This is a genomic window from Brevibacillus sp. SIMBA_040 (genome assembly GCF_046535075.1).
In the GTDB taxonomy this organism is placed as follows: Bacteria; Bacillota; Bacilli; order Brevibacillales; family Brevibacillaceae; genus Brevibacillus.
Window position 1 is genome coordinate 165,344 of sequence record NZ_JAWRXI010000002.1, and the last position, 19,001, is coordinate 184,344.

At 47.5% G+C, this 19,001-nt stretch carries 13 protein-coding genes; 5 read left to right on the forward strand and 8 right to left on the reverse strand.

Annotation, left to right across the window (positions count from 1 at the left end; translation table 11 throughout):
* Position 1: 1 nt before the first annotated feature.
* The 5 genes from SB752_RS03730 to SB752_RS03750 form a co-directional block, all read right to left on the reverse strand.
* Positions 2 to 1,585, reverse strand: a complete 1,584-nt coding sequence (locus SB752_RS03730) for an ABC transporter substrate-binding protein (protein ID WP_410714394.1) — start codon at positions 1,583 to 1,585, stop codon at positions 2 to 4.
* 63 nt (positions 1,586 to 1,648) lie between these two features.
* A complete protein-coding gene (locus tag SB752_RS03735) occupies positions 1,649 to 2,635 on the reverse strand; it encodes an ABC transporter ATP-binding protein (RefSeq protein ID WP_410714395.1) in 987 nt (328 codons plus the stop codon).
* A gap of 38 nt (positions 2,636 to 2,673) precedes the next feature.
* Positions 2,674 to 3,642, reverse strand: a complete 969-nt coding sequence (locus tag SB752_RS03740; RefSeq protein WP_410714396.1) for an ABC transporter ATP-binding protein — start codon at positions 3,640 to 3,642, stop codon at positions 2,674 to 2,676.
* A complete protein-coding gene (locus SB752_RS03745; RefSeq protein ID WP_410714397.1) occupies positions 3,642 to 4,427 on the reverse strand; it encodes an IclR family transcriptional regulator in 786 nt (261 codons plus the stop codon). The genes SB752_RS03740 and SB752_RS03745 overlap by 1 nt, the downstream gene beginning before the upstream one ends.
* Positions 4,428 to 4,587: 160 nt before the next feature.
* A complete protein-coding gene (locus SB752_RS03750; protein ID WP_410714731.1) occupies positions 4,588 to 5,412 on the reverse strand; it encodes a YitT family protein in 825 nt (274 codons plus the stop codon).
* Positions 5,413 to 5,731: 319 nt separating this feature from the next.
* On the opposite strand from SB752_RS03750, the gene SB752_RS03755 reads away from it, so the two are divergent.
* The 4 genes from SB752_RS03755 (at position 5,732) to SB752_RS03770 (ending at position 11,464) form a co-directional block, all read left to right on the forward strand.
* A complete protein-coding gene (locus SB752_RS03755; protein WP_410714398.1) occupies positions 5,732 to 6,775 on the forward strand; it encodes a DUF4855 domain-containing protein in 1,044 nt (347 codons plus the stop codon).
* A 76-nt stretch (positions 6,776 to 6,851) separates the two neighbouring features.
* Positions 6,852 to 8,456: an SWIM zinc finger family protein gene (locus tag SB752_RS03760; protein ID WP_410714399.1), complete on the forward strand. Its 1,605-nt coding sequence runs from the start codon at positions 6,852 to 6,854 to the stop codon at positions 8,454 to 8,456.
* The gene (locus tag SB752_RS03765) at positions 8,453 to 11,311 is read left to right on the forward strand and encodes a DEAD/DEAH box helicase (RefSeq protein WP_410714400.1); all 2,859 of its coding nucleotides are present in this window, start codon (positions 8,453 to 8,455) and stop codon (positions 11,309 to 11,311) included. Before SB752_RS03760 ends, SB752_RS03765 begins: the two co-directional genes overlap by 4 nt.
* A gap of 9 nt (positions 11,312 to 11,320) precedes the next feature.
* Entirely contained in the window at positions 11,321 to 11,464 is a 144-nt protein-coding gene (locus tag SB752_RS03770) for a hypothetical protein (RefSeq protein ID WP_410714401.1), read from the forward strand.
* A 77-nt stretch (positions 11,465 to 11,541) separates the two neighbouring features.
* Here SB752_RS03770 and SB752_RS03775 read toward each other — a convergent pair whose 3' ends face one another.
* The 3 genes from SB752_RS03775 to SB752_RS03785 all read right to left on the reverse strand — a co-directional run bounded on the left by SB752_RS03775 (position 11,542) and on the right by SB752_RS03785 (position 17,282).
* Positions 11,542 to 13,848: an EAL domain-containing protein gene (locus SB752_RS03775; protein ID WP_410714402.1), complete on the reverse strand. Its 2,307-nt coding sequence runs from the start codon at positions 13,846 to 13,848 to the stop codon at positions 11,542 to 11,544.
* 256 nt (positions 13,849 to 14,104) lie between these two features.
* Complete coding sequence (locus SB752_RS03780) at positions 14,105 to 15,862, reverse strand: ABC transporter ATP-binding protein (RefSeq protein WP_410714403.1); 1,758 nt, start codon at positions 15,860 to 15,862, stop codon at positions 14,105 to 14,107.
* A gap of 238 nt (positions 15,863 to 16,100) precedes the next feature.
* Positions 16,101 to 17,282: a P1 family peptidase gene (locus SB752_RS03785; RefSeq protein WP_410714404.1), complete on the reverse strand. Its 1,182-nt coding sequence runs from the start codon at positions 17,280 to 17,282 to the stop codon at positions 16,101 to 16,103.
* 261 nt (positions 17,283 to 17,543) lie between these two features.
* Between SB752_RS03785 and SB752_RS03790 the strand changes: the two genes are divergently transcribed.
* The gene (locus tag SB752_RS03790) at positions 17,544 to 18,977 is read left to right on the forward strand and encodes a SulP family inorganic anion transporter (protein ID WP_410714732.1); all 1,434 of its coding nucleotides are present in this window, start codon (positions 17,544 to 17,546) and stop codon (positions 18,975 to 18,977) included.
* Positions 18,978 to 19,001 lie beyond the last annotated feature (24 nt).

Genomic DNA, 19,001 nt, shown 5'->3' on the forward strand with positions numbered 1-19,001 from the left:
CCTATTCTACCGATACCTCACGCAGATCGATGCGCTCATCTGCTGGAGGCTGGAATCCTTTTACGCGTTTGTTAACAGCCCACAGGTTGATTGTTTGATAGAGAGGTACTTCTGGTACCAGCTCATACAGACGTTTGTTCAGCTCTTTGAAAGCTTCGAGACGTTTGTCTTGATCGAATGTGGAGCGTTCAGCTGCCAACAGCTCTTCTACTTTTTCATCATAGAAATCTGGGTTCCAGAACTCACCTTTGTGATACATCAGGTATGCAGTGTTGTCAAAGTCAAGCGTCCAGCCACCCCAACCGTTGCGGTACATATGGCCAGCTTTACCGTTTGGAATCAGATCGGAAGTAAATGTGGAGGAATCAACCAGATTCAGTTTCACTTTCAAACCTACTTGACCCAATTGAAGCTCAACTGCTTGTGCTACTTCTTTAAAGGTTGCATCTGTACCTGGCAGGAAGAGCTCCAGCTCCGTACCTTCTTTTACACCTGCTTCAGCCAGCAATTGCTTTGCTTTTTCTGGATCGTACTGACGCAATGGAAGACTAGGATCATGACCAAAAGACATTTCGCTTTGGAATGAGTTCACGCGTTTACCGTAACCACCGAGCAAGGTGTCGATGATCAAATCAGAATCAATCGCATAGGCAATCGCTTCACGTACTTTTACATTGTCGACCGGCTTCTTGGTTGTATCAAAGCGCAGTGCATAAACAGTAGGAGAGCCTACTTGCATCAGTTCCAGATCAGACATGCCTTTGATCGAGTCTGTTTGGCTGATCTCTACCTTTTTCATTACGTCAATCGCACCTGTTTGCATCTCAGCAAGACGTGTAGTTGCTTCCGGAATGAAGCGGAAGGTGACTTTGTCCAGCTTCGGCAGACCTTGCTTCCAATAGTTCTCGTTTTTCACGAGGACCACTTTGTTGTCTTTTTCATAGCTTTCCATTTTGAATGGGCCAGTACCTACTGGATGAGTATTGAAGTACTCGTCCCCTTTTTCCTTAAAGTATTGCGGAGGAACGATCACACCGCCATAACCAGCCAGCTTCGTAATCAGTACAGGGTCCTTTTCCTTCAGGATCATGTTCACGGTAAATTCGTCTATGACTTCAACATGGTCAATCGAAGCGTAGTTTGCTTGTTGTGGTCCTTTTTTGCCTTCTTCTCCAAGCAAGCGATCAAACGTAAATTTTACAGCTTCGGCATTGAACGGTTCGCCATTGTGGAAGGTAACGCCCTGACGAAGCTTGAATTGGAGTGTTTTGTCGTCTTTAAATTCCCAAGATTCTGCAAGTCCTGGCTGGAGCTTCAGATCTGTCGAGCGTTCTACCAAGCCCTCGAATACAGATGTGGCTACTGTACTCCAGTCGAGCAGAAACGTATCGATTGGGTCCCAGGAATGCGGGTCGCCGTTAACACCAAGTGTCAGCTCGTTTTTCCCAGCAGCAGGTGCAGCGGTTTGCGCTTTTGGTTGCGGGTTCGCTTGTGTCCCAGAGTCCGCTGGCTTGCTAGCACATCCGCCCAATGCGGCTGCGAGCACCAGCAAAGCTGAGCACGCTGTGATACCTAACTTTTTCAATTCAAATCCCCCTTGTTTGTTCTGATATGCATGCTTTCATTTATATGGCAGCCGTCATCCGTACTATGGATTGTACAAATGACAAGCGACATACCGCCCATCCCCCATGGAATGAAACTGGGGTTTTTCTGTTTTGCAAATCTCCATACAATCTGGACAGCGTGTATGGAATGTACATCCGCTAGGCGGGTTAACCGGGCTTGGCACATCACCCGTCAGAATGATTCGTTCACGCTTCATCTTCGGCTTAGCAATCGGAACCGCCGAGAGCAAGGAGCGTGTATACGGGTGAAGCGGCTCCTCATATAGTGCATTTTTCGGCGCCAGCTCAACCATACGACCTAAATACATCACACCGATGCGATCGCAAAAATGCTTGACGACACTCAAGTTGTGAGAAATGAATATGTATGTAAGTCCGTATTGCTTCTGTAAATCTCTCATCAGGTTCAGCACCTGCGATTGGATCGATACGTCCAGTGCAGATACAGGCTCATCCGCCACGACTAGCTTCGGATTGAGCGAGAGGGCGCGAGCGATACCGATCCGTTGGCGCTGACCTCCACTGAATTCATGTGGAAAGCGCTCTGCATTTTCAGGCTTCAGCCCTACGACCTGCATCAATTCCGCGACTTTCTGTTTACGCTCCTTCGGTGTCGGATACAGATTGTAGATAATCATCGGCTCTTCAATGATGTCACCGACTGTCATGCGTGGGTTCAGCGAAGCAAACGGGTCCTGAAAAATGATTTGCAGGTCCTTGCGCTTCATTCGCATCTCGTAGGGGCTAAGCTTTGCCAAATTTTCTCCCTGAAAAATGACGTCCCCCCCACTGGGCTCGATCAGACGCAGGATTGCCCTGCCTGTCGTCGATTTCCCACATCCCGATTCTCCGACAATCCCTAGTGTTTCGCCTTTTTCTACCGAAAAGGAAATGTCGTCAACTGCTTTCACATGATTGGTTACCTTCTTCAACAATCCGCTGCGAATCGGGAAGTACTTTTTTAAGCCTTTCACTTCCAGCAAGGGTTTCGATTCAGACTTGTCCACTTCTTTTCAACCCCTTTTCTCCATCATCGTTGCTTCGTCTATTCGTTTGCCATGGACTCATGTAGCCAGCACCTGCTTTTTGTCCCATCAGGTAAATCAAACAATGGTGGGGCCTGCGCGATGCATTTGTCAAAAGCCTTGTTGCATCTTTCAGCAAAGCGACATCCCACTGGCATTTGACCCGGACTTGGTACTGTCCCACCGATTGTGAAAAGGTACTCCTGTTCTACATCCATGTCAGGGATGGAGCCTAGAAGGCCAACCGTGTAAGGATGCTTTGGCGTTTCAAACAGCTTTTCTACCTCGGCTTCCTCTACGACCTGTCCCGCATACATAACCACTACGCGATCACACATTTCAGCAACGACACCCAGATCGTGGGTGATGAGCATGATCGTCATCTCGCTTTTTTGTTGCAATTCTCGCATCAGATCGAGAATCTGCGCCTGAATCGTTACGTCCAAAGCTGTTGTAGGTTCATCTGCGACCAAAAGCGAAGGACTACAGGACATTGCCATCGCGATCATCACACGCTGTCTCATCCCACCTGAAAGCTGATGCGGATACTCGTCCACGATTTCTTCTGCACGGGGAATTCCGACCAGCTTTAGCATCTGGATCGCATGCTCTTTGGCTTGCTTCTTGTTCATATCCGTATGATTCAAGACCAGCTCCATGATTTGTGCTCCGATCGTATACACCGGATTCAGCGAAGTCATCGGCTCCTGAAAGATCATCGAAATTTCTTTTCCTCTGACCTTCCTCATCTGATCTTTAGAATAACCAACCAGGTTTTCACCCTTGTACAAAATTTCTCCGCGAGTGATTTGCGCCGTCCGTGGCAGTAATCCCATGATGGAGAGGGAAGTGACACTCTTACCGCATCCCGACTCCCCTACAACTCCGATGGTCTCGCCCTTATTGATTTGAAAGCTCACCCCATCCAGAACAGTAATCTCGCCATTGTCGGTGCGAAATTTCGTTTGAAGATTCTTAATTTCCAGCATCAAATTCCCCCCTTTTGCTCGACATACCCTAGCTTGCTCATGATTTCTTTGGCAATTTCTTTTGTTTCTTTGACCAAATAGTCCAATCGATCCTGTTGGAAACGAGAAGTAGCTCCAGCAAGGCTGAGCCCCGCGATTACTTGTCCAGTAAAGTCTCGGATCGGCACGGCAATCGCAGCGGAATCCGGCTCCAATTCTCCGTAGCTCACGGTGTATCCGCTTTCACGTGCATCGTGAATCCATTTCCAAAGCAGCGCTTTGTCCGTATTGGTATCGGGAGCGATTTTTTGCATTTCAATGCGATTCAGCAGTTCCTCGATTTCTTCATCTGGCAAATACGACAAGAGAATTCGCGGACATGCTCCAGCGTACAGCGGTGATTTTCGTCCTACCTGCGTATACACCCGCACGTATTGACGTGTATCTACCTTTTCAATGTAAACGCCCTCGTCCTGGTCGCGAATAATCAGGTTGACCGCTTCATCTACGCGATCTCGCAATTGCAGCATATACGGCAGCGCGATCTTCCTGATCTCCAGCCGCTGTGCCACGATGTTTCCGAATTCGAGCAGCTTTAAGCCCAAGTGATAACGCGGCGGATTATGTGTCGTTGTTTTGGAGACAAACTTACGCATTTCAAGGGTTTGAAGAATCCGAAACACCGTACTTTTTGGCATGCCCGATAATTCCACTAATTCAGTCAAGCTCAACTCGTTGTTCTGAATGAAATATTCCAAAAAATCAAGCGTTTTGAGGACACTACGATTTGCTGTTGTTTTCTCCACGTTTTCATCACCGCTTTTCAGTCCCAAAATACGGAACCATATTTTGTATTTTGGTATGCTGTCATTTTAAAATATTCTGTTTATATGGTCAATATATTTTTAAACCCCTATCAAGCAGTTCGTTATACCTGCATGAAAGGGGTTCTTTGTATCCATTTTGTTAATGGATGTTCTTTTTCTTAAAGCGCCCGCCAGACACGTCGTGAATATGACCGATGGCAAGAAAAGCTGCGGAATCTATCTCCTCAACGATGGATTTGAGCTTTACCTCCTCCAAGCGGGTGATGACACAAAAGATGACTTTTTTAGCTTCTCCCGAATAGCCGCCCTCGCCACTCAAATAAGTAATTCCTCTTCCCAGCTGTGCTGCAAGCGCGTCGCCGATCTCGTCCGGCTGCTCGCTGATAATATAGACAGACCTTGATTGCTCCAGTCCTACCATGGTCAAATCAATCATTTTGTAGGCGATATAGTAGGCAATCAAAGAGTACATCGCACGATCCCAACCAAAAATAAAACCTGCGCTCCCTAAAATAAACAGGTTAAAAAACATAACCACTTCGCCTACAGAAAAAGGGCTCTTCTTCGTCAGCAGAATCGCGACGATTTCTGTTCCATCTAGCGAGCCCCCAGCCCGAATGACCAAGCCTACTCCTATACCGACGATGATCCCTCCGAAAACAGCAGATAACAGCAGATCCTCTGTCAAGCTTGGAACGTCGTGCAGCAGTGCGGTACCAATTGACATCACCGCTACTCCAAACAAGGTCGAGATCGCAAAGGTCTTGCCGATTTGACTGTATCCAATGATTAAAAAAGGCAGGTTTAAAATAAACAGGAATAACCCCAGCTTAAGTCCTGTCAGATGGGACAACATGATGGACAAACCGGTTACGCCACCATCAATAATGTTATTGGGGACCAAGAAGATTTCGAGTCCGACTGCGACCAGCACCGCCCCGATCATAATGGCCAGGGTACGCATCAAGATCCTTCGTTTTTTCGCTCGCTTACGGGGACCTGGCAAGACCTTTCCTTCCATAAAAACCATCCTCAACCGTTTTTTGTACTCTGCTCCATCATTCCCAGCATGGACAAAAAAAATAGCCAACCAGGAAAGAAACCTGGTTCGACGTGCATGCGTTCACGAATAAAGAAAGGGAATCAAAGAATCGTTACACCCTTCTTCTCCAAAAAAATGAAGTCATTCTTTGCCATAGACGTCTTTTCTTTCCGATTTCCAGCATACATACGTGTAAGTGGTACCTCGCCCGTCATTTTAAAAAGAAAAGAGATGGTGTCGAATGGCTCCGTATCCATCACTTGGAACAGGACAGATTGATCAGCTGGTTCTTGCGTACACGGGATACAGTATTGGTACAGACGGTACGCCTCACTATCAATTTTGGGAGCCAGGCGACTTCCTCCCCCTCCTGACACATACCGACCCGAGCACTGGATGCCCGGATGGCACCATGTTCACTGATTTTCTCTTTCTCGCTTTAGGGATTCTGGATGACAACGGGGAAGGCAGAATATTGACACGGGATGAGAAAAAGCCGGCCAACTGGAACGAATGGCTACGCTATATGAACGAGCTGTTTCTTTGTGATCGCAATCTCGATGCTCTCTGTCAGGCAGTTCGCTGTTCATCCCTTTGCCGGATCAACGTCTGGATCGCCCTACCGTACCCAAATCCACAAATTTTTCCTGATGACAGGCTCCGCGTCCAAGCTGTGACAGACTGGATGTGCTTATTTCTCGATAGATGGTCGTGCCAGTCGTGGAACGATTGCCTCCAGCTGCAAGGCTTTTATTGGCTGCAAGAAAGCTTATATTTTCGCGGTCCGGAAAATGACGACCGTCTCGTAATTCAGACCGTCAATCAAGAAATCCATGCCTGCATGCATGATGGCCACAGATTGCGTTCGATCTGGATTCCGTACCAAAAAGCGAATGGCTGGAATGAATGGGAGACTCTCGGCTTTGATCTCGCCTTTCTCCAACCGAATACGTATTTCAACCCGCAAAAAAGCTTGGAGGATGCTGCCGCTGATGCCTATGAGTATGGGATGGGGATGGAAATCGAGTTTGATTTAGGCGTGACGTACGACAAAGCCAAACGTGAGCGTCTCCGCGCCTATCTGCAAACAGGAGAAACAGGTGGTTCTGATTTACAGGGGCGCTCCTTCTCCCCGTACATGTATGAAGCCCCTATCGCGTGGTATACAGGTGGCTGGTTCTTTGGCAAAAACGGTCGTAAGCAAGCCGTAGTCAGCTTGTATCAAGCAAATGATCCGCTTTACGATGAAATTTATCGTTTTATTAATGGAGTCGCAGAGCTTTAGATTCTCTTCCTTTTTCCATTCCCCGGTTTTTGGGTTATAATGGAGGGATGACAATTCGTTCGGAGGATCTGGGCTGATGCTGCAAAGAGAGTTGACACGGGAACAAGTCATTCAAGTAGGAGAGCAAATTCTCGCACATATCGAGGGTCATATCATTGAACGGGGCTACAACTATTTTTCGGATGGCGTCGTCTTCAACACCCGTGTAGAAAAAGGCACCCTGTTAACAAGTGATGTGCAGGGAGGCGAGGTCTATCATGTTAGCTTGGACCTTGACGCAGTACAAAACAGCACGTGTAGCTGCCCTTACTCCAGACTGTGCAAGCATATTGCTGCAACATTTTTTCAGATGTACAGCGTCTTTGAAAACCCGCGTCATTATTTAACGCGTTCACAAAAGCCACGGCGCGTTCAGTTCTCCAAATCAATGCTCACTCCAGCATACAAAAATAGGAGTCATCTCGTAGGGGCAAGCGAGGGTCATCCTGTTCAATCTTCCCTCACGGCAAATAGCCCTGTGCGCGACTGGTGGGCTTTTTTTGAAAGCTGGACGAGGAACCTCTCTTCTGCTATGGAGACATACCGTGCCTCTACAGAGCTATTTTCCAGCTATGAAAACGTGCTTGGTGTCGCTGCCTCGTGGCCGAGCGACCGCGCGCAATTGTTTACAATACATGCCAACCTGTTTCATTTGCTGACGTTGCAGGAATTCGTAAAAAAGTACCGACAATCATTTTGGTACTTGGATTTGACACAAACAGCCGAGCGACTGCTGGAGCAATTGGAAGCCTCGCTTTTTTATGCGGACATCTCCGCTTTGCGGGAGAACCAATCGGAAGCCTTGGAGGAAACCTTGTACATCGTTAAAAAAATGAAGGAGGACGAGGCACCATCCCTCTACTGGAGCTTTGCCTATCACATGATGTGGTGGTATTTGCTCTGTGACGATGGCTGGATTCAGCAAGAAACGGAAGAGTTAGACCAGCTGATTAGCGATTCCGAGACCAACACAAATGTACACGACAAATACCTTATGCTTCGCGCTCATTTTCACATGATGGCGCGTAATGATGAGGCAGCGCTACGTATTTGGCTGCAAAACCGTCAACTGACGCTACCCTTTTATCTCACGTACCTAAAAGCTTTTGCACGAAACAATGAATGGAAACGATTCCTGTTTTGGGTGGAGTCACTTGAACAGCTCGTAGGGCAAGCAGAAGCACCGCACTATCGTCTGGTGACCGCCATCTGGCTAGAAGCGATGGAGCAGACGGGACAGCTAGCGGAATCTGGTACCATGCTCAAGCGCTTTTTACCCAATAGCTTTCAAGAGTATGCAGCTTATTTGTACGAAAACAAGCTATTCAAGCAATGGATCGACCTGCAGATGTCTTATCAGGTCCCGCTTTCGGATATTTCAGCAGCGCAAGCAAAGGAAATCGAGGAATCACATCCCTCCCTTCTCTTTCCGCTTTATTTGCGTGAAGTAAATCGGTTGATTAACGAACGAAATCGCCCCGCCTACAAGGAAGCAATCAAGCTGTTAAAAAAAGTACGGTCTACTTACAGCAAGGCAAATGAAGATGCTCGTTTTGAACGTTATGTAGATCAACTGTCGGCAAAATATAACCGCTTGCGTGCCTTTCAGGAGGAATTAAGGAGAGGAAATCTGAATCTATGAGTACCGTCATGACACTCGTTCTAACCGGAGAACTCCTGGCAGACGGACGTTTCCTGATTGCTGGGACAGGTAAACATGGCGAACGGATTGATCCCGAGCATCTGGCGGGAGCGTTGTTCGCCTGGGATGATAGCTCGTTTTATGGGACGTTCTTGGAAACATCCGAACGCGGCCTCCTCCTACGGCCTTCTGAAGCCCTCTCTTTTTTCACAAGCCCGCCTTGGCTGGCACATCGAACTTATACGTGGGATCATGCGTTTTCTACGTTTCGTGATACCGCGCTTCTCATTATGCGCGCGCTTAGTGATGGAGCTATTGTCCCTGACTTTCCCAGCTGGAAGGAAGGACGCTTGGGCTGGAAAATCGCCTGTCCGCCGGAGGAAGCCTCTATTCTCGGAGATCGTTGGCTCTCTCTCGCTTTGGAGGAAACGATTGCGGATACAGGAGCTGTGGGTCGCGCATGGGATCAATTGGTCACGCAATTCCCTGCCCTCAGTGTCATGGGCGCAGACTTATCCCCTCACCTGCAGGAGAGTGAATGGCTGCAATCTATCGGCTGGCTGCCCGACCTGACTCCGTTTCGCACATGTTTGCAAATCGTGGAAGCGGAGGGCAACTCGGATGATTGGTCCCTGCATGTCTATTTGCAGGATCGGGCACAGCCTGATCGACTCTTTTTGCTTGAGCCTGACGGGCTGCATGCGGAAGGTGTTTCCTCTGCAGAAATTCCAGACGCATGGCGGGAGCATTGGGGCCGTTTCCTCACTGACTTACAGAAGTGCTTGGAGATCCTGCCCTGGCTGCACACAGACCGCCAGAGCGCTTATCCTTTTGTTACGCACCTCACCAACGAGCAGGCTTGGACGTTTTTGACATCAAGCAGTCTGCAGCTCGTACAGGCGGGCATCCATGTCTTTTTACCCGCATGGTGGGAGCAGGTCCGCAGGGTCAAGCCAAAATTGAAAGCAAAGGTCACATCTTCTGTTGGTTCTGCAAGGCAGTCCTTTTTAGGGATTTCCCAAGTGATGGATTTTGAGTGGAAGCTCGCCCTAGGTCCTGTAGAACTGAGTGAAGAAGAATTTGAACAACTGATTAAACAAAAGCAACGGCTGTTGAAAATCAGAGGACACTGGGTCCAATTGACGCCAGACTTGTTCTTGCAAATGCAAGAAGCTCTGAAAAAGAACAAGGGAAAAAATGGCTTAACCTTGCGCGATGTCATGAAAATGCATCTGACAGCTCCGGTAGAGGTAGAAGAGCCAGTGGAAGACGATCTCGATACGTCCTACTCGCTTGCAGTTGAAGTTGAATTAAACCAGCACCTGCGCGAGCTGATGCGCCAGCTACAGGAAACTAAGCACATTCCGATTTTGCCGCAGCCTGCTAGCTTCCACGGCTCACTACGGAAATACCAGCTGGAAGGCAGCTCCTGGCTGCTCTTTTTGCGCAGATTTGGTCTTGGTGCTTGTTTGGCTGATGACATGGGACTCGGAAAAACCGTCCAGTTTATTACGTATCTGCTTGAGCTAAAACAAAACGGTGTCTCCGAAGCCCCTTCCCTGCTGATTTGCCCGACCTCGGTAATCGGAAACTGGCAAAAAGAGCTGGAGCGTTTTGCCCCATCCCTAAACGTCTTTATTCACTATGGAAACGGTCGAAAGAAAAAAGAAGACTTTCTGCCTGCCATACAATCAGCAGATTTGGTTATTACTTCTTACGCCCTCTCCCATCTGGATGAGATGGAGCTTTCTTCAATTACGTGGAATACCATTTGTCTGGACGAAGCGCAGAATATCAAGAATGCTTACACGAAGCAGGCCTCTGCCGTCAGAGATCTGCGTGCCTGGCACCGGATTGCACTGACAGGAACACCGATCGAAAATCGACTGAGCGAGCTATGGTCCATCTTTGACTTCCTGAATCCGGGCTACCTCGGCAGTCTCGGTGAGTTTTCCCATCGCTTTGTGCAGCCGATCGAACGAGATCAGGATCAGGCCTTGATTACACAAGTTCAGCGCTTGATACAACCGTTTTTACTGCGCCGGGTGAAGACCGATCCAAGCATCCAGTTAGATTTGCCGGAAAAAAGTGAAGGCAAGGAATACGTCCCACTTACCGCTGAACAAGGCGCCCTGTATGAAACCGCGATTCAGGATATGTTTGACCGCATGGCAAATGCTTCTCCGATGGAAAGACGTGGTCTCATCCTCACGACTTTGACTCGTTTAAAGCAATTGTGTGATCACCCTGCACTGATCCTCAATGAAATTACGACTAATGATGAAGCTGTTCGTTCGAACAAGCTGGAACGTCTCCTGGAGCTGGTAGGAGACATCCGGCAAAAAGGAGAACGCTGCCTGATCTTTACACAGTACATCGAAATGGGCAATATGCTCCAGCGTGTACTCACTCGCGAGGGCCATGGACCTGTGCTGTTTCTGAATGGCTCCACCAAAAAAGAAAAACGCGATGAGATGATTGCACGTTTTCAAAACCCTGAGCTTCCTGATCACGAGCGAGGGACGGTTTTTATCCTGTCCTTGCGTGCGGGCGGTACGGGACTGAATCTGACAGAAGCGAATCACGTCATTCACTTGGATCGTTGGTGGAACCCTGCTGTAGAAAATCAGGCGACTGACCGTGCCCATCGAATCGGACAACAGCGAAATGTCCATGTATACAAATTTATTTCGCTTGGGACCATCGAGGAACGAATTGATGAGATGATGGAAAGAAAGCTATCGTTAAGCCAGCAAATTGTCGGTGCCGGAGAAGCGTGGATCACTGAGCTCTCTACAGCAGAGCTTCGAGAGTTGTTCACACTGCGACACGATTGGTTGGACAAGAAAGGATAGATGCAACACATGCAAGCTCCAGAAGAGAAATTCGTTGAATCTGCAGTCAAGTCCGGTAAACAGGAACAGCCGCCTGAGCTACCGGCAGCTTGGCGCCACTTTTTGGAAGTAGTCTCCCGTCACTATAGCGCGGGGAAAAAGCAGAGCGAATAAAGAGTAATCGAAATGACAAAGCAAAAGGTCCGACGATTTTTCTATCATCGGACCTTCTTTTTTATGGAAATGAAAGCTCACTCGCTTCCATAGACAATTTTTATTCCTTCATGTGTAGGCGTCGACAACGGATGTTTGATCGGAATAAATACCTCCACTGTCGTTCCCTTATTCGGTTCACTACAAAAATGAATAACACCAGCATGATTCTCAATAATTTTATAACTGATCATAAGGCCTAAGCCAGTTCCTTTTTCTTTGGTACTATAAAACGGTTCACCTATGCGCTTCAATCTCTCTTCGCTCATGCCGCAGCCTGTGTCCACGATCCGAATCATCACTTTGTCATCTCCCTCCGGTCTAACCAGGATCTGGATGATTCCTCCTTCTGGCATGGACTCTATTGCATTCGTCAGTAAATGACTCATCACTTGCTTAATTTGCCCGGGATCGCACCACATGCGCTGCTCCTCTGCTATCCAAAAAGTAAGCTCGAGCTTATGCTGGTCAGCCTCAGCCTGAATACAGGACGCAATGCTTTGAATCATATTCCTTACATTTGTCAGCTCATAATGATTGGAATGCTGCTGAGTGAGAAACACAAACTCTCGCAAAATGCTTTCTAACTGTTGAAATTCCTGAAGCATGATATCGAAATATTCTTTTTTTCCTTGATCTCGACGGAGTAACTGGACAAACCCTTTTATCGAGGTGACAGGGTTTCGAATTTCATGGGCTACCCCTGCTGCAAGCTGGCCGACAACAGACAGCTTCTCCATTTTTCTTATAAACTCTTCCGCCTGCAATTGTGCTGTGACATTACGGATCACAAAAATAATTTGTCCTCTTTCCTGACAATCACTGAGCACTGGCGTTCCTTTCGCTTCCAGTATTGTTCTTTTGCCACTTTGTTGCCCCCATGAAAACGTGATAAGCTTGGGAAGCTTTGTTTCCATAATTTCCAGCAAGGTCGCCAGAACCCGATTGCCTTCTTCTTTTGATAAAAAGGATAAAATCGGTTGATTCGTGAGTTCTTCAGGTGTGACCTCCAGGACCTCATTCACGGATGGCGACACGTATGTCATGGAAAAATGACGATCCAAAATGACGATCACGTCTGACATATTTTCAGCAATCAGCCTGAACTTTGCTTCACTGATGCGTTTTTCTTCCTCCGCTGTCTTCAGCTCGGTGATGTCCACACAAGACGCAATCACTTCTTTAACAATCCCCTGATGAAAAATTGGTCGCAGAGCTGCCAAATAATAAACACCATTGACAAAGCCTTCGTAGTTCACATTTTCTTCCCCGGCCCATGCACGTTCATAATATCTTTCTTTTCTGACAGCTTCTGTCGCAGGTAATATTTCGATCAATGGTTTTCCTACCACTCGTTCAGGTGTTAAACCAATCCGGTAGAGCAGCTCTCCCTGACACAAGGTATGTATAAACTTGCCATTTTGCCTGCGAAAAGAAAAGGTCATTCCATGCTGATTACGCAAGGTTTCAAATAGGTCCTCGTGCAGCGGAGGTGGTGCTGCTCGCTTATGGACTTGCTCTTCATATGCCTGTCCCACACTCCGACAGGTGGCGTTATTTTCTGTACGTATCCACTGCTCAAGCACCAGCTCAGGAGACAGAGCTTCACTGAAGTAATGTCCCTGCGCCGAATCACAAGTGACATCGTTCAGAAAGGCTAACTGCTCAGCTGTACCCACACCATCTGCTGTTACTTGCACCTGAAGATTTCTGCCTAAACTTATTATCATTTTGACGACCGTTTCATTTTCGCGGTTCATCGTGCTTTGTTGAACGAAGGTCCGATCGATCCTCAGACGATTGACCGGATATCGGCTCAATTGTGTAAGACTGCTGTAGCCCAGTCCAAACTCGTCCAAGCAAATCTGTACGCCAATCTTTTTTAGCTGTATCAAAATGTCAAGGCTTCGCTCCGCTTCCAGCACGATCGCCTCGGGAATTAGTAGTTCCAAAAAATGGGGAGAAAGCCCGGTTTTCAGGAGGGTCTGTTCAACTGCTTTGACGAAGCCCGTATCATAAAATGATTCAGCGGATATACGAACGGCTACAACAAACGGTGATACCCCCGCGTCTTGCCACAGCTTGTTTTGTTTGCAAGCGGTCTGTAGGACCCATTGTTCACTAGCGGCAACTCCGCTTTTCTCAGGCAGCGAGCCGCCAAGCATAGATTTATTTTTCTGAATATTTCGAACTAAGAGAAGCTCTGCACCGATCCACTTACCCGACTTCAAATCAACAAGCGGTAAATAGCGTAGATTGTATTCTTCGCCATCAAGTGGTTGAGGGAGATCTTTCTCCCCATCATCTTGCTCTGCAATGTCCTCATTATGCTCCCACTTTTGCAATACGCACCACTTCCTCTTGTCGTTTTTGCGCGATGCTGTTTTACTGATGCTTCTCCATCATGTAAACCTTTTCATCTCCATCCTTTCTATCCATTATAAAATAATTATACGCCATGTCTAGATGTGAAGTCAGATCCATGTCAGCTTTACCTCGCCCCACCAGACAGAAAAAACCCAGCACTTTGTCTCAGCACTGGGTCTTGCTTTTCACTATTTTGCTATGCCTGTACTCTCCGCTATGCCATCAAGCGGTCGATTAAGAGCCAGAATATACATTTACATTTCGCGACTGATCCAGGTACGTGCCAAACTGCGCCTGATACAGTCTGCTATAAATCCCTTCTTGCTCTAGCAGCTCATCATGACTGCCTTGCTCCGTAATGCCTTGTTCCGTAACAACAATGATTCGATCTGCATTTTTGATCGTTGCTAGACGGTGCGCAATAACAAGTGTTGTACGCCCTTTGGACAGCTCCACGAGAGATTGCTGAATCGCAGCTTCTGTTTCGGTATCAAGTGCTGACGTCGCCTCGTCGAGAATCAGGATCGGAGGATTTTTCAAAAACATCCGTGCAATAGCAAGACGTTGCTTTTGTCCCCCAGACAGCTTTACTCCCCGTTCTCCGATAATCGTTTCGAGACCTGCTGGCTGCGAGCGAATGAAATCCTCGAGTCTTGCGCGACGAGCCGCATCCCAGATTTCTTCATCGGATGCATTTTGTTTCCCATAGACAATGTTTTCGCGGATTGTGCCGGAAAATAGAAATACGTCCTGCTGTACGATCCCGATCTGGCTGCGAAGTGAAGCCAATGTGATAGTGCGTATGTCTAACCCATCAATCGAGATGCTGCCTCCATTAATTTCGTAGAACCGTGGCAAGAGACTGCAAAGCGTAGTTTTACCCGCACCAGATGGCCCAACAAATGCGATGGTTTCTCCAGCGCGGATATTCAAATCAATTTTTTGCAGGATAGTCGATTCGCGATCATAGCTGAAAGTAACATCCTTGTAGCGAATATCACCGCGAAGCTGTTGTACTTCAATCGCATCAGGAGCGTCAGCAATATCCGGCTCAGTATCCAAAATCTCAACATAGCGTTTGAAGCCAGCAATACCTTTTGGATAGCTCTCGATAATGGCATTAATCTTTTCAAGTGGTCGGAAAAATACGTTTGTCAAAAGCAAAAAGGCTACAAATTCCCCGTAAGTCAATTCTCCTTGGATGACAAACCAGCTTCCACAAATTAAAACAAACAGCGTAACCAAACGCATCATCATGTAACTGACCGAAGCGTTTTGAGCCATGATTTTGTAAGACAAAAGCTTAGTCAAGCGGAAACGCTGGTTATTTTCTGCGAAGCGGCCGTTCTCGAATTTCTCGTTAGCAAATGCTTGAACCACGCGCATCCCGCCTACATTGTCTTCTACGCGTGCATTGAAATCAGCCATATCGCCGTATAGTCGATGGAAGGCAGCTGTCATTTTGCGATTAAAGAAGACTACGAAGAAAATCATAATTGGGATGACGAGGAAGGTAAGAATCGCCATTTCTTCATTGATACTAAACATCAGCATAAATGCCCCAACTAGTGTCATGATTGCAATAAACAAATCCTCAGGTCCGTGGTGGGCAACCTCCCCGATTTCCATCAAGTCATTGGTCAGTCGCGATAGCAGATGCCCCGTTTTCGTATTGTCAAAAAAACGAAATGATAGCTTTTGAATATGGTCGTACAGCTTTTTGCGCATATCCGTTTCAATATTAATACCAAGCATATGACCCCAGTACGTCACCACATAGTTCATGCCGGAATTGATCCCGTACACGATGAGCAAGCCAATACAAGCCCAAACAATTAATTCCCAATCCTTGCTCGGAAGTAATTGATCGACAACCATATTAACCGCGAGTGGAAATCCCAGCTCCAGCAGAGCTACGAAAATCGCACAGGAAAAATCTAGTACGAACAATCCTTTATATGGTCGATAATAGGAAAAAAATCTGCGAATCATCTATACAACTCCTCTCTTTTTCCGTGAAGCGTTTCTCTTGACGCCCCCTTTATAGTGATAATCATTGTCATTATATATGTATTTCCTTACATTTTCGATCTTTTATTGGTATTTTTTTTACGATCAGAGGTTCTTGGGGTAATCTCGTTGCACGGAAAAAAACCTGGTTCAAGCGCCCCCCTCTTAGCAAAAGGGATGACGATCAAGCCAGGCTTTATGGTGGGGTGTATTACGCTTATTAGTGCAAATCCTGATACGCCGGGACGCCACCGGCACTTTTGGCAGCGAGAATCGCATTCACTACTGCTTCAGCAAGCACCTCGACACACAAGGTTCCCACTAGATTAACAGAAGCGTCTACCCCTCCGGTAGCAATCGCAAAAATCGTATCTCCATCACTCATTGTATGTACCGGGTGAATGGTTTTTGCTAGTCCGTTATGGGCCATTTGGGCGATTTTATTCGCTTGTACCTTATTCAGATTGGCGTTACTTGCTACTACCGCTATCGTCGTATTCGTTCCAGCTGGTACGGGAGGTGTGCTCGCATCAATCATCCAGGAGAGGCTATCGCGTATTTTGCCATCCTCCCCCCGTGCTCCAGCAAGTATTTCGCCAGTATTAGGGAGACGCACCTCACCAACTGCATTGACAGCTACGATAGCTCCAACGACCAGACCATTTGGTAAACGGCGAGAAGCCGAACCTAATCCGCCCTTCATCGCTCTTTTCATCCCTGCCATTTTTCCCACGGTCGCCCCTGTCCCTGCACCGAAGTTTCCCTGTTGAACAGGCTCTTTACTCGCAATTTTTGCTGCTTCATATCCCATATTTTGATCCGGACGAACCTTTGCGCTTCCGAGTGATAAATCGAAAATAACCGCTGCCGGTATAATCGGCACGACACCTACCCCGACGTTGTAGCCGAGTCCTTGTTCTTCCATATAACGCATGACACCACTCGCTGCGTCCAAGCCATAAGCACTGCCACCCGTCAGTACGACGGCATTTACTTCCTGCACCTGGTTAATCGGGTTTAACAGGTCCGTTTCACGCGTACCAGGAGCCGAACCTCGCACATCCACCCCACATGCAGATCCTTTTTCCAGAACGATGACTGTACAACCTGTCAATGCTTTCTCGTCTTGTACTTGTCCTACCTTGACGCCAGGTACATCAACGATCGTCCCGCTCGCCATGGCAGGCTTCCCAGAAGCCAAAACACCCAAAGCACCGTCTTTGGCCTCACTCTTTTCCTCTGCCAATGCGGAACCAAGCGTGAGTAAGGAGCCAGGTACTGCAGCAGCCAATCCAAGCATCGCCGTCTTCTTTAAAAATCTTCGTCGCGAAACACTTTGGTTTCCTTGCTCAGTCAAAATCTCTTGTGCACCCGTTTCTTCTTGCTTCCAGTCGTTGGCCATTGTCGAACCCACCTTTTACAAGAATATGATGGATGTTTATTATTCTGAAATTTCCGTCCATTACTATCATAAACCGATTTTAAGAGTTGCTCAATCCTTCCTTGTACTCACTACCAGTTACAAACGCAAAAAAGTCTGGTGTTCTATCTGCATCTTCTTTATAATGAAAATCTGTGAAAAACGGCCCCGACTTTTCTGAAAGGGGAAAGTCACTATACAACATAGAAACGAGGTACTGAATTGAATTTTCAACAACTAAAAATGGGATGGTTCTCTAACGTACGTGCTGATGTGCTGGCAGGGATTACGGTGGCGCTTGCGCTGATTCCAGAAGCGATTGCATTCTCGATTATCGCTGGAGTAGACCCGATGGTTGGCTTGTACGCCTCTTTTTGCATGGCAGTAACGATCGCCTTTGTAGGTGGACGACCAGCGATGATCTCAGCTGCAACGGGAGCAATGGCACTTTTGATGGTTACGCTGGTGAAGGAGCATGGCCTCGAGTACTTATTTGCTGCGACCATTTTGACCGGAATTCTGCAATTTTTGATGGGTGTATGTAAAATTGGCAGGTTGATGACATTCGTCCCGCACTCGGTCGTGATCGGTTTCGTAAATGCTCTTGCCATTCTTATTTTTATGGCGCAGCTGCCACACTTCGTTGGAGCCTCCTGGGTTATGTACGTGATGCTTGCTGGTACTCTGGCAATTATTTATCTCCTCCCGCGCTTGACCAAAGCTGTTCCGTCCGCACTCGTTGCCATAATCGTAATGACAGTGATTGCGATGCTTGCTGGGCTCGACTTGCGAACGGTGGGTGATATGGGTGAGATCACACGCGCACTGCCCTTGTTTCACGCACCTAGCGTCCCCCTCAACCTGGAAACTCTTTGGATTATTTTGCCATACTCCTTTCCTCTCGCTTTAGTCGGAATTTTGGAGTCCTTGATGACGGCTGCGATTTTGGATGAAATGACCGACACACGCAGCAGCAAAAACAGAGAAGTAAAGGGACAAGGCATCGCCAATGTGGTAACAGGCTTTTTTGGCGGTATGGCGGGCTGTGCGATGATTGGACAATCCGTCATCAATGTCAAGTCAGGCGGACGAGGACGCTTGTCTACATTGGTGGCTGGGGTATTCCTGCTCTTTCTAATTCTCGTTTTGGGCGATGTCGTGAAACAAATCCCGATGGCTGCTCTTGTTGGTGTCATGGTGATGGTTTCCATTGGCACATTTGATTGGCAATCGGTTCGGGATTTACGCAAAATTCCGTTAGGAGACGCGGTTGTAATGATCACGACCGTTATCATCGTCGTTGCAACACATGATTTGGCTAAAGGTGTTATCGCTGGCGTCATACTCAGCGCACTCATTTTTGGCTGGCAAATGTCTCGTTTAAGCTCCACTTCTTATGTGAGTGAAACCGGTGAAAAGGTGTATGTCATCTCTGGACAGTTATTTTTCGGGACGATGTCTCACTTCGTGGAACAATTTACGATTACCGATGATCCGGAGCAGGTAATCATTGATTTTTCACGCTCCCACGTGTGGGATCATTCGGCGGTCACAGCGATCTCCAAGGTCATTCTCAAATATAGACAAATGGATAAGCACGTCGTCATTACGGGCTTAAACGAAGAGAGCAAGCGACTCATAGACCGTATTGGCATTAGTGCTCCATCCAGTCATTGACGACAAATCCCCTCCACAGCCTTG

Excerpts from the sequence above, each read along its gene's own strand:
- SB752_RS03740 (WP_410714396.1), bottom strand. The coding sequence starts at position 3,642 with ATGCTGGAAATTAAGAATCTTCAAACGAAATTTCGCACCGACAATGGC.
- SB752_RS03750 (WP_410714731.1), bottom strand. The coding sequence starts at position 5,412 with ATGCGTACCCTGGCCATTATGATCGGGGCGGTGCTGGTCGCAGTCGGA.
- SB752_RS03755 (WP_410714398.1), top strand. The coding sequence starts at position 5,732 with ATGGCTCCGTATCCATCACTTGGAACAGGACAGATTGATCAGCTGGTT.
- SB752_RS03760 (WP_410714399.1), top strand. The coding sequence starts at position 6,852 with ATGCTGCAAAGAGAGTTGACACGGGAACAAGTCATTCAAGTAGGAGAG.
- SB752_RS03765 (WP_410714400.1), top strand. The coding sequence starts at position 8,453 with ATGAGTACCGTCATGACACTCGTTCTAACCGGAGAACTCCTGGCAGAC.
- SB752_RS03770 (WP_410714401.1), top strand. The coding sequence starts at position 11,321 with ATGCAAGCTCCAGAAGAGAAATTCGTTGAATCTGCAGTCAAGTCCGGT.
- SB752_RS03780 (WP_410714403.1), bottom strand. The coding sequence starts at position 15,862 with ATGATTCGCAGATTTTTTTCCTATTATCGACCATATAAAGGATTGTTC.
- SB752_RS03785 (WP_410714404.1), bottom strand. The coding sequence starts at position 17,282 with ATGGCCAACGACTGGAAGCAAGAAGAAACGGGTGCACAAGAGATTTTG.
- SB752_RS03790 (WP_410714732.1), top strand. The coding sequence starts at position 17,544 with ATGGGATGGTTCTCTAACGTACGTGCTGATGTGCTGGCAGGGATTACG.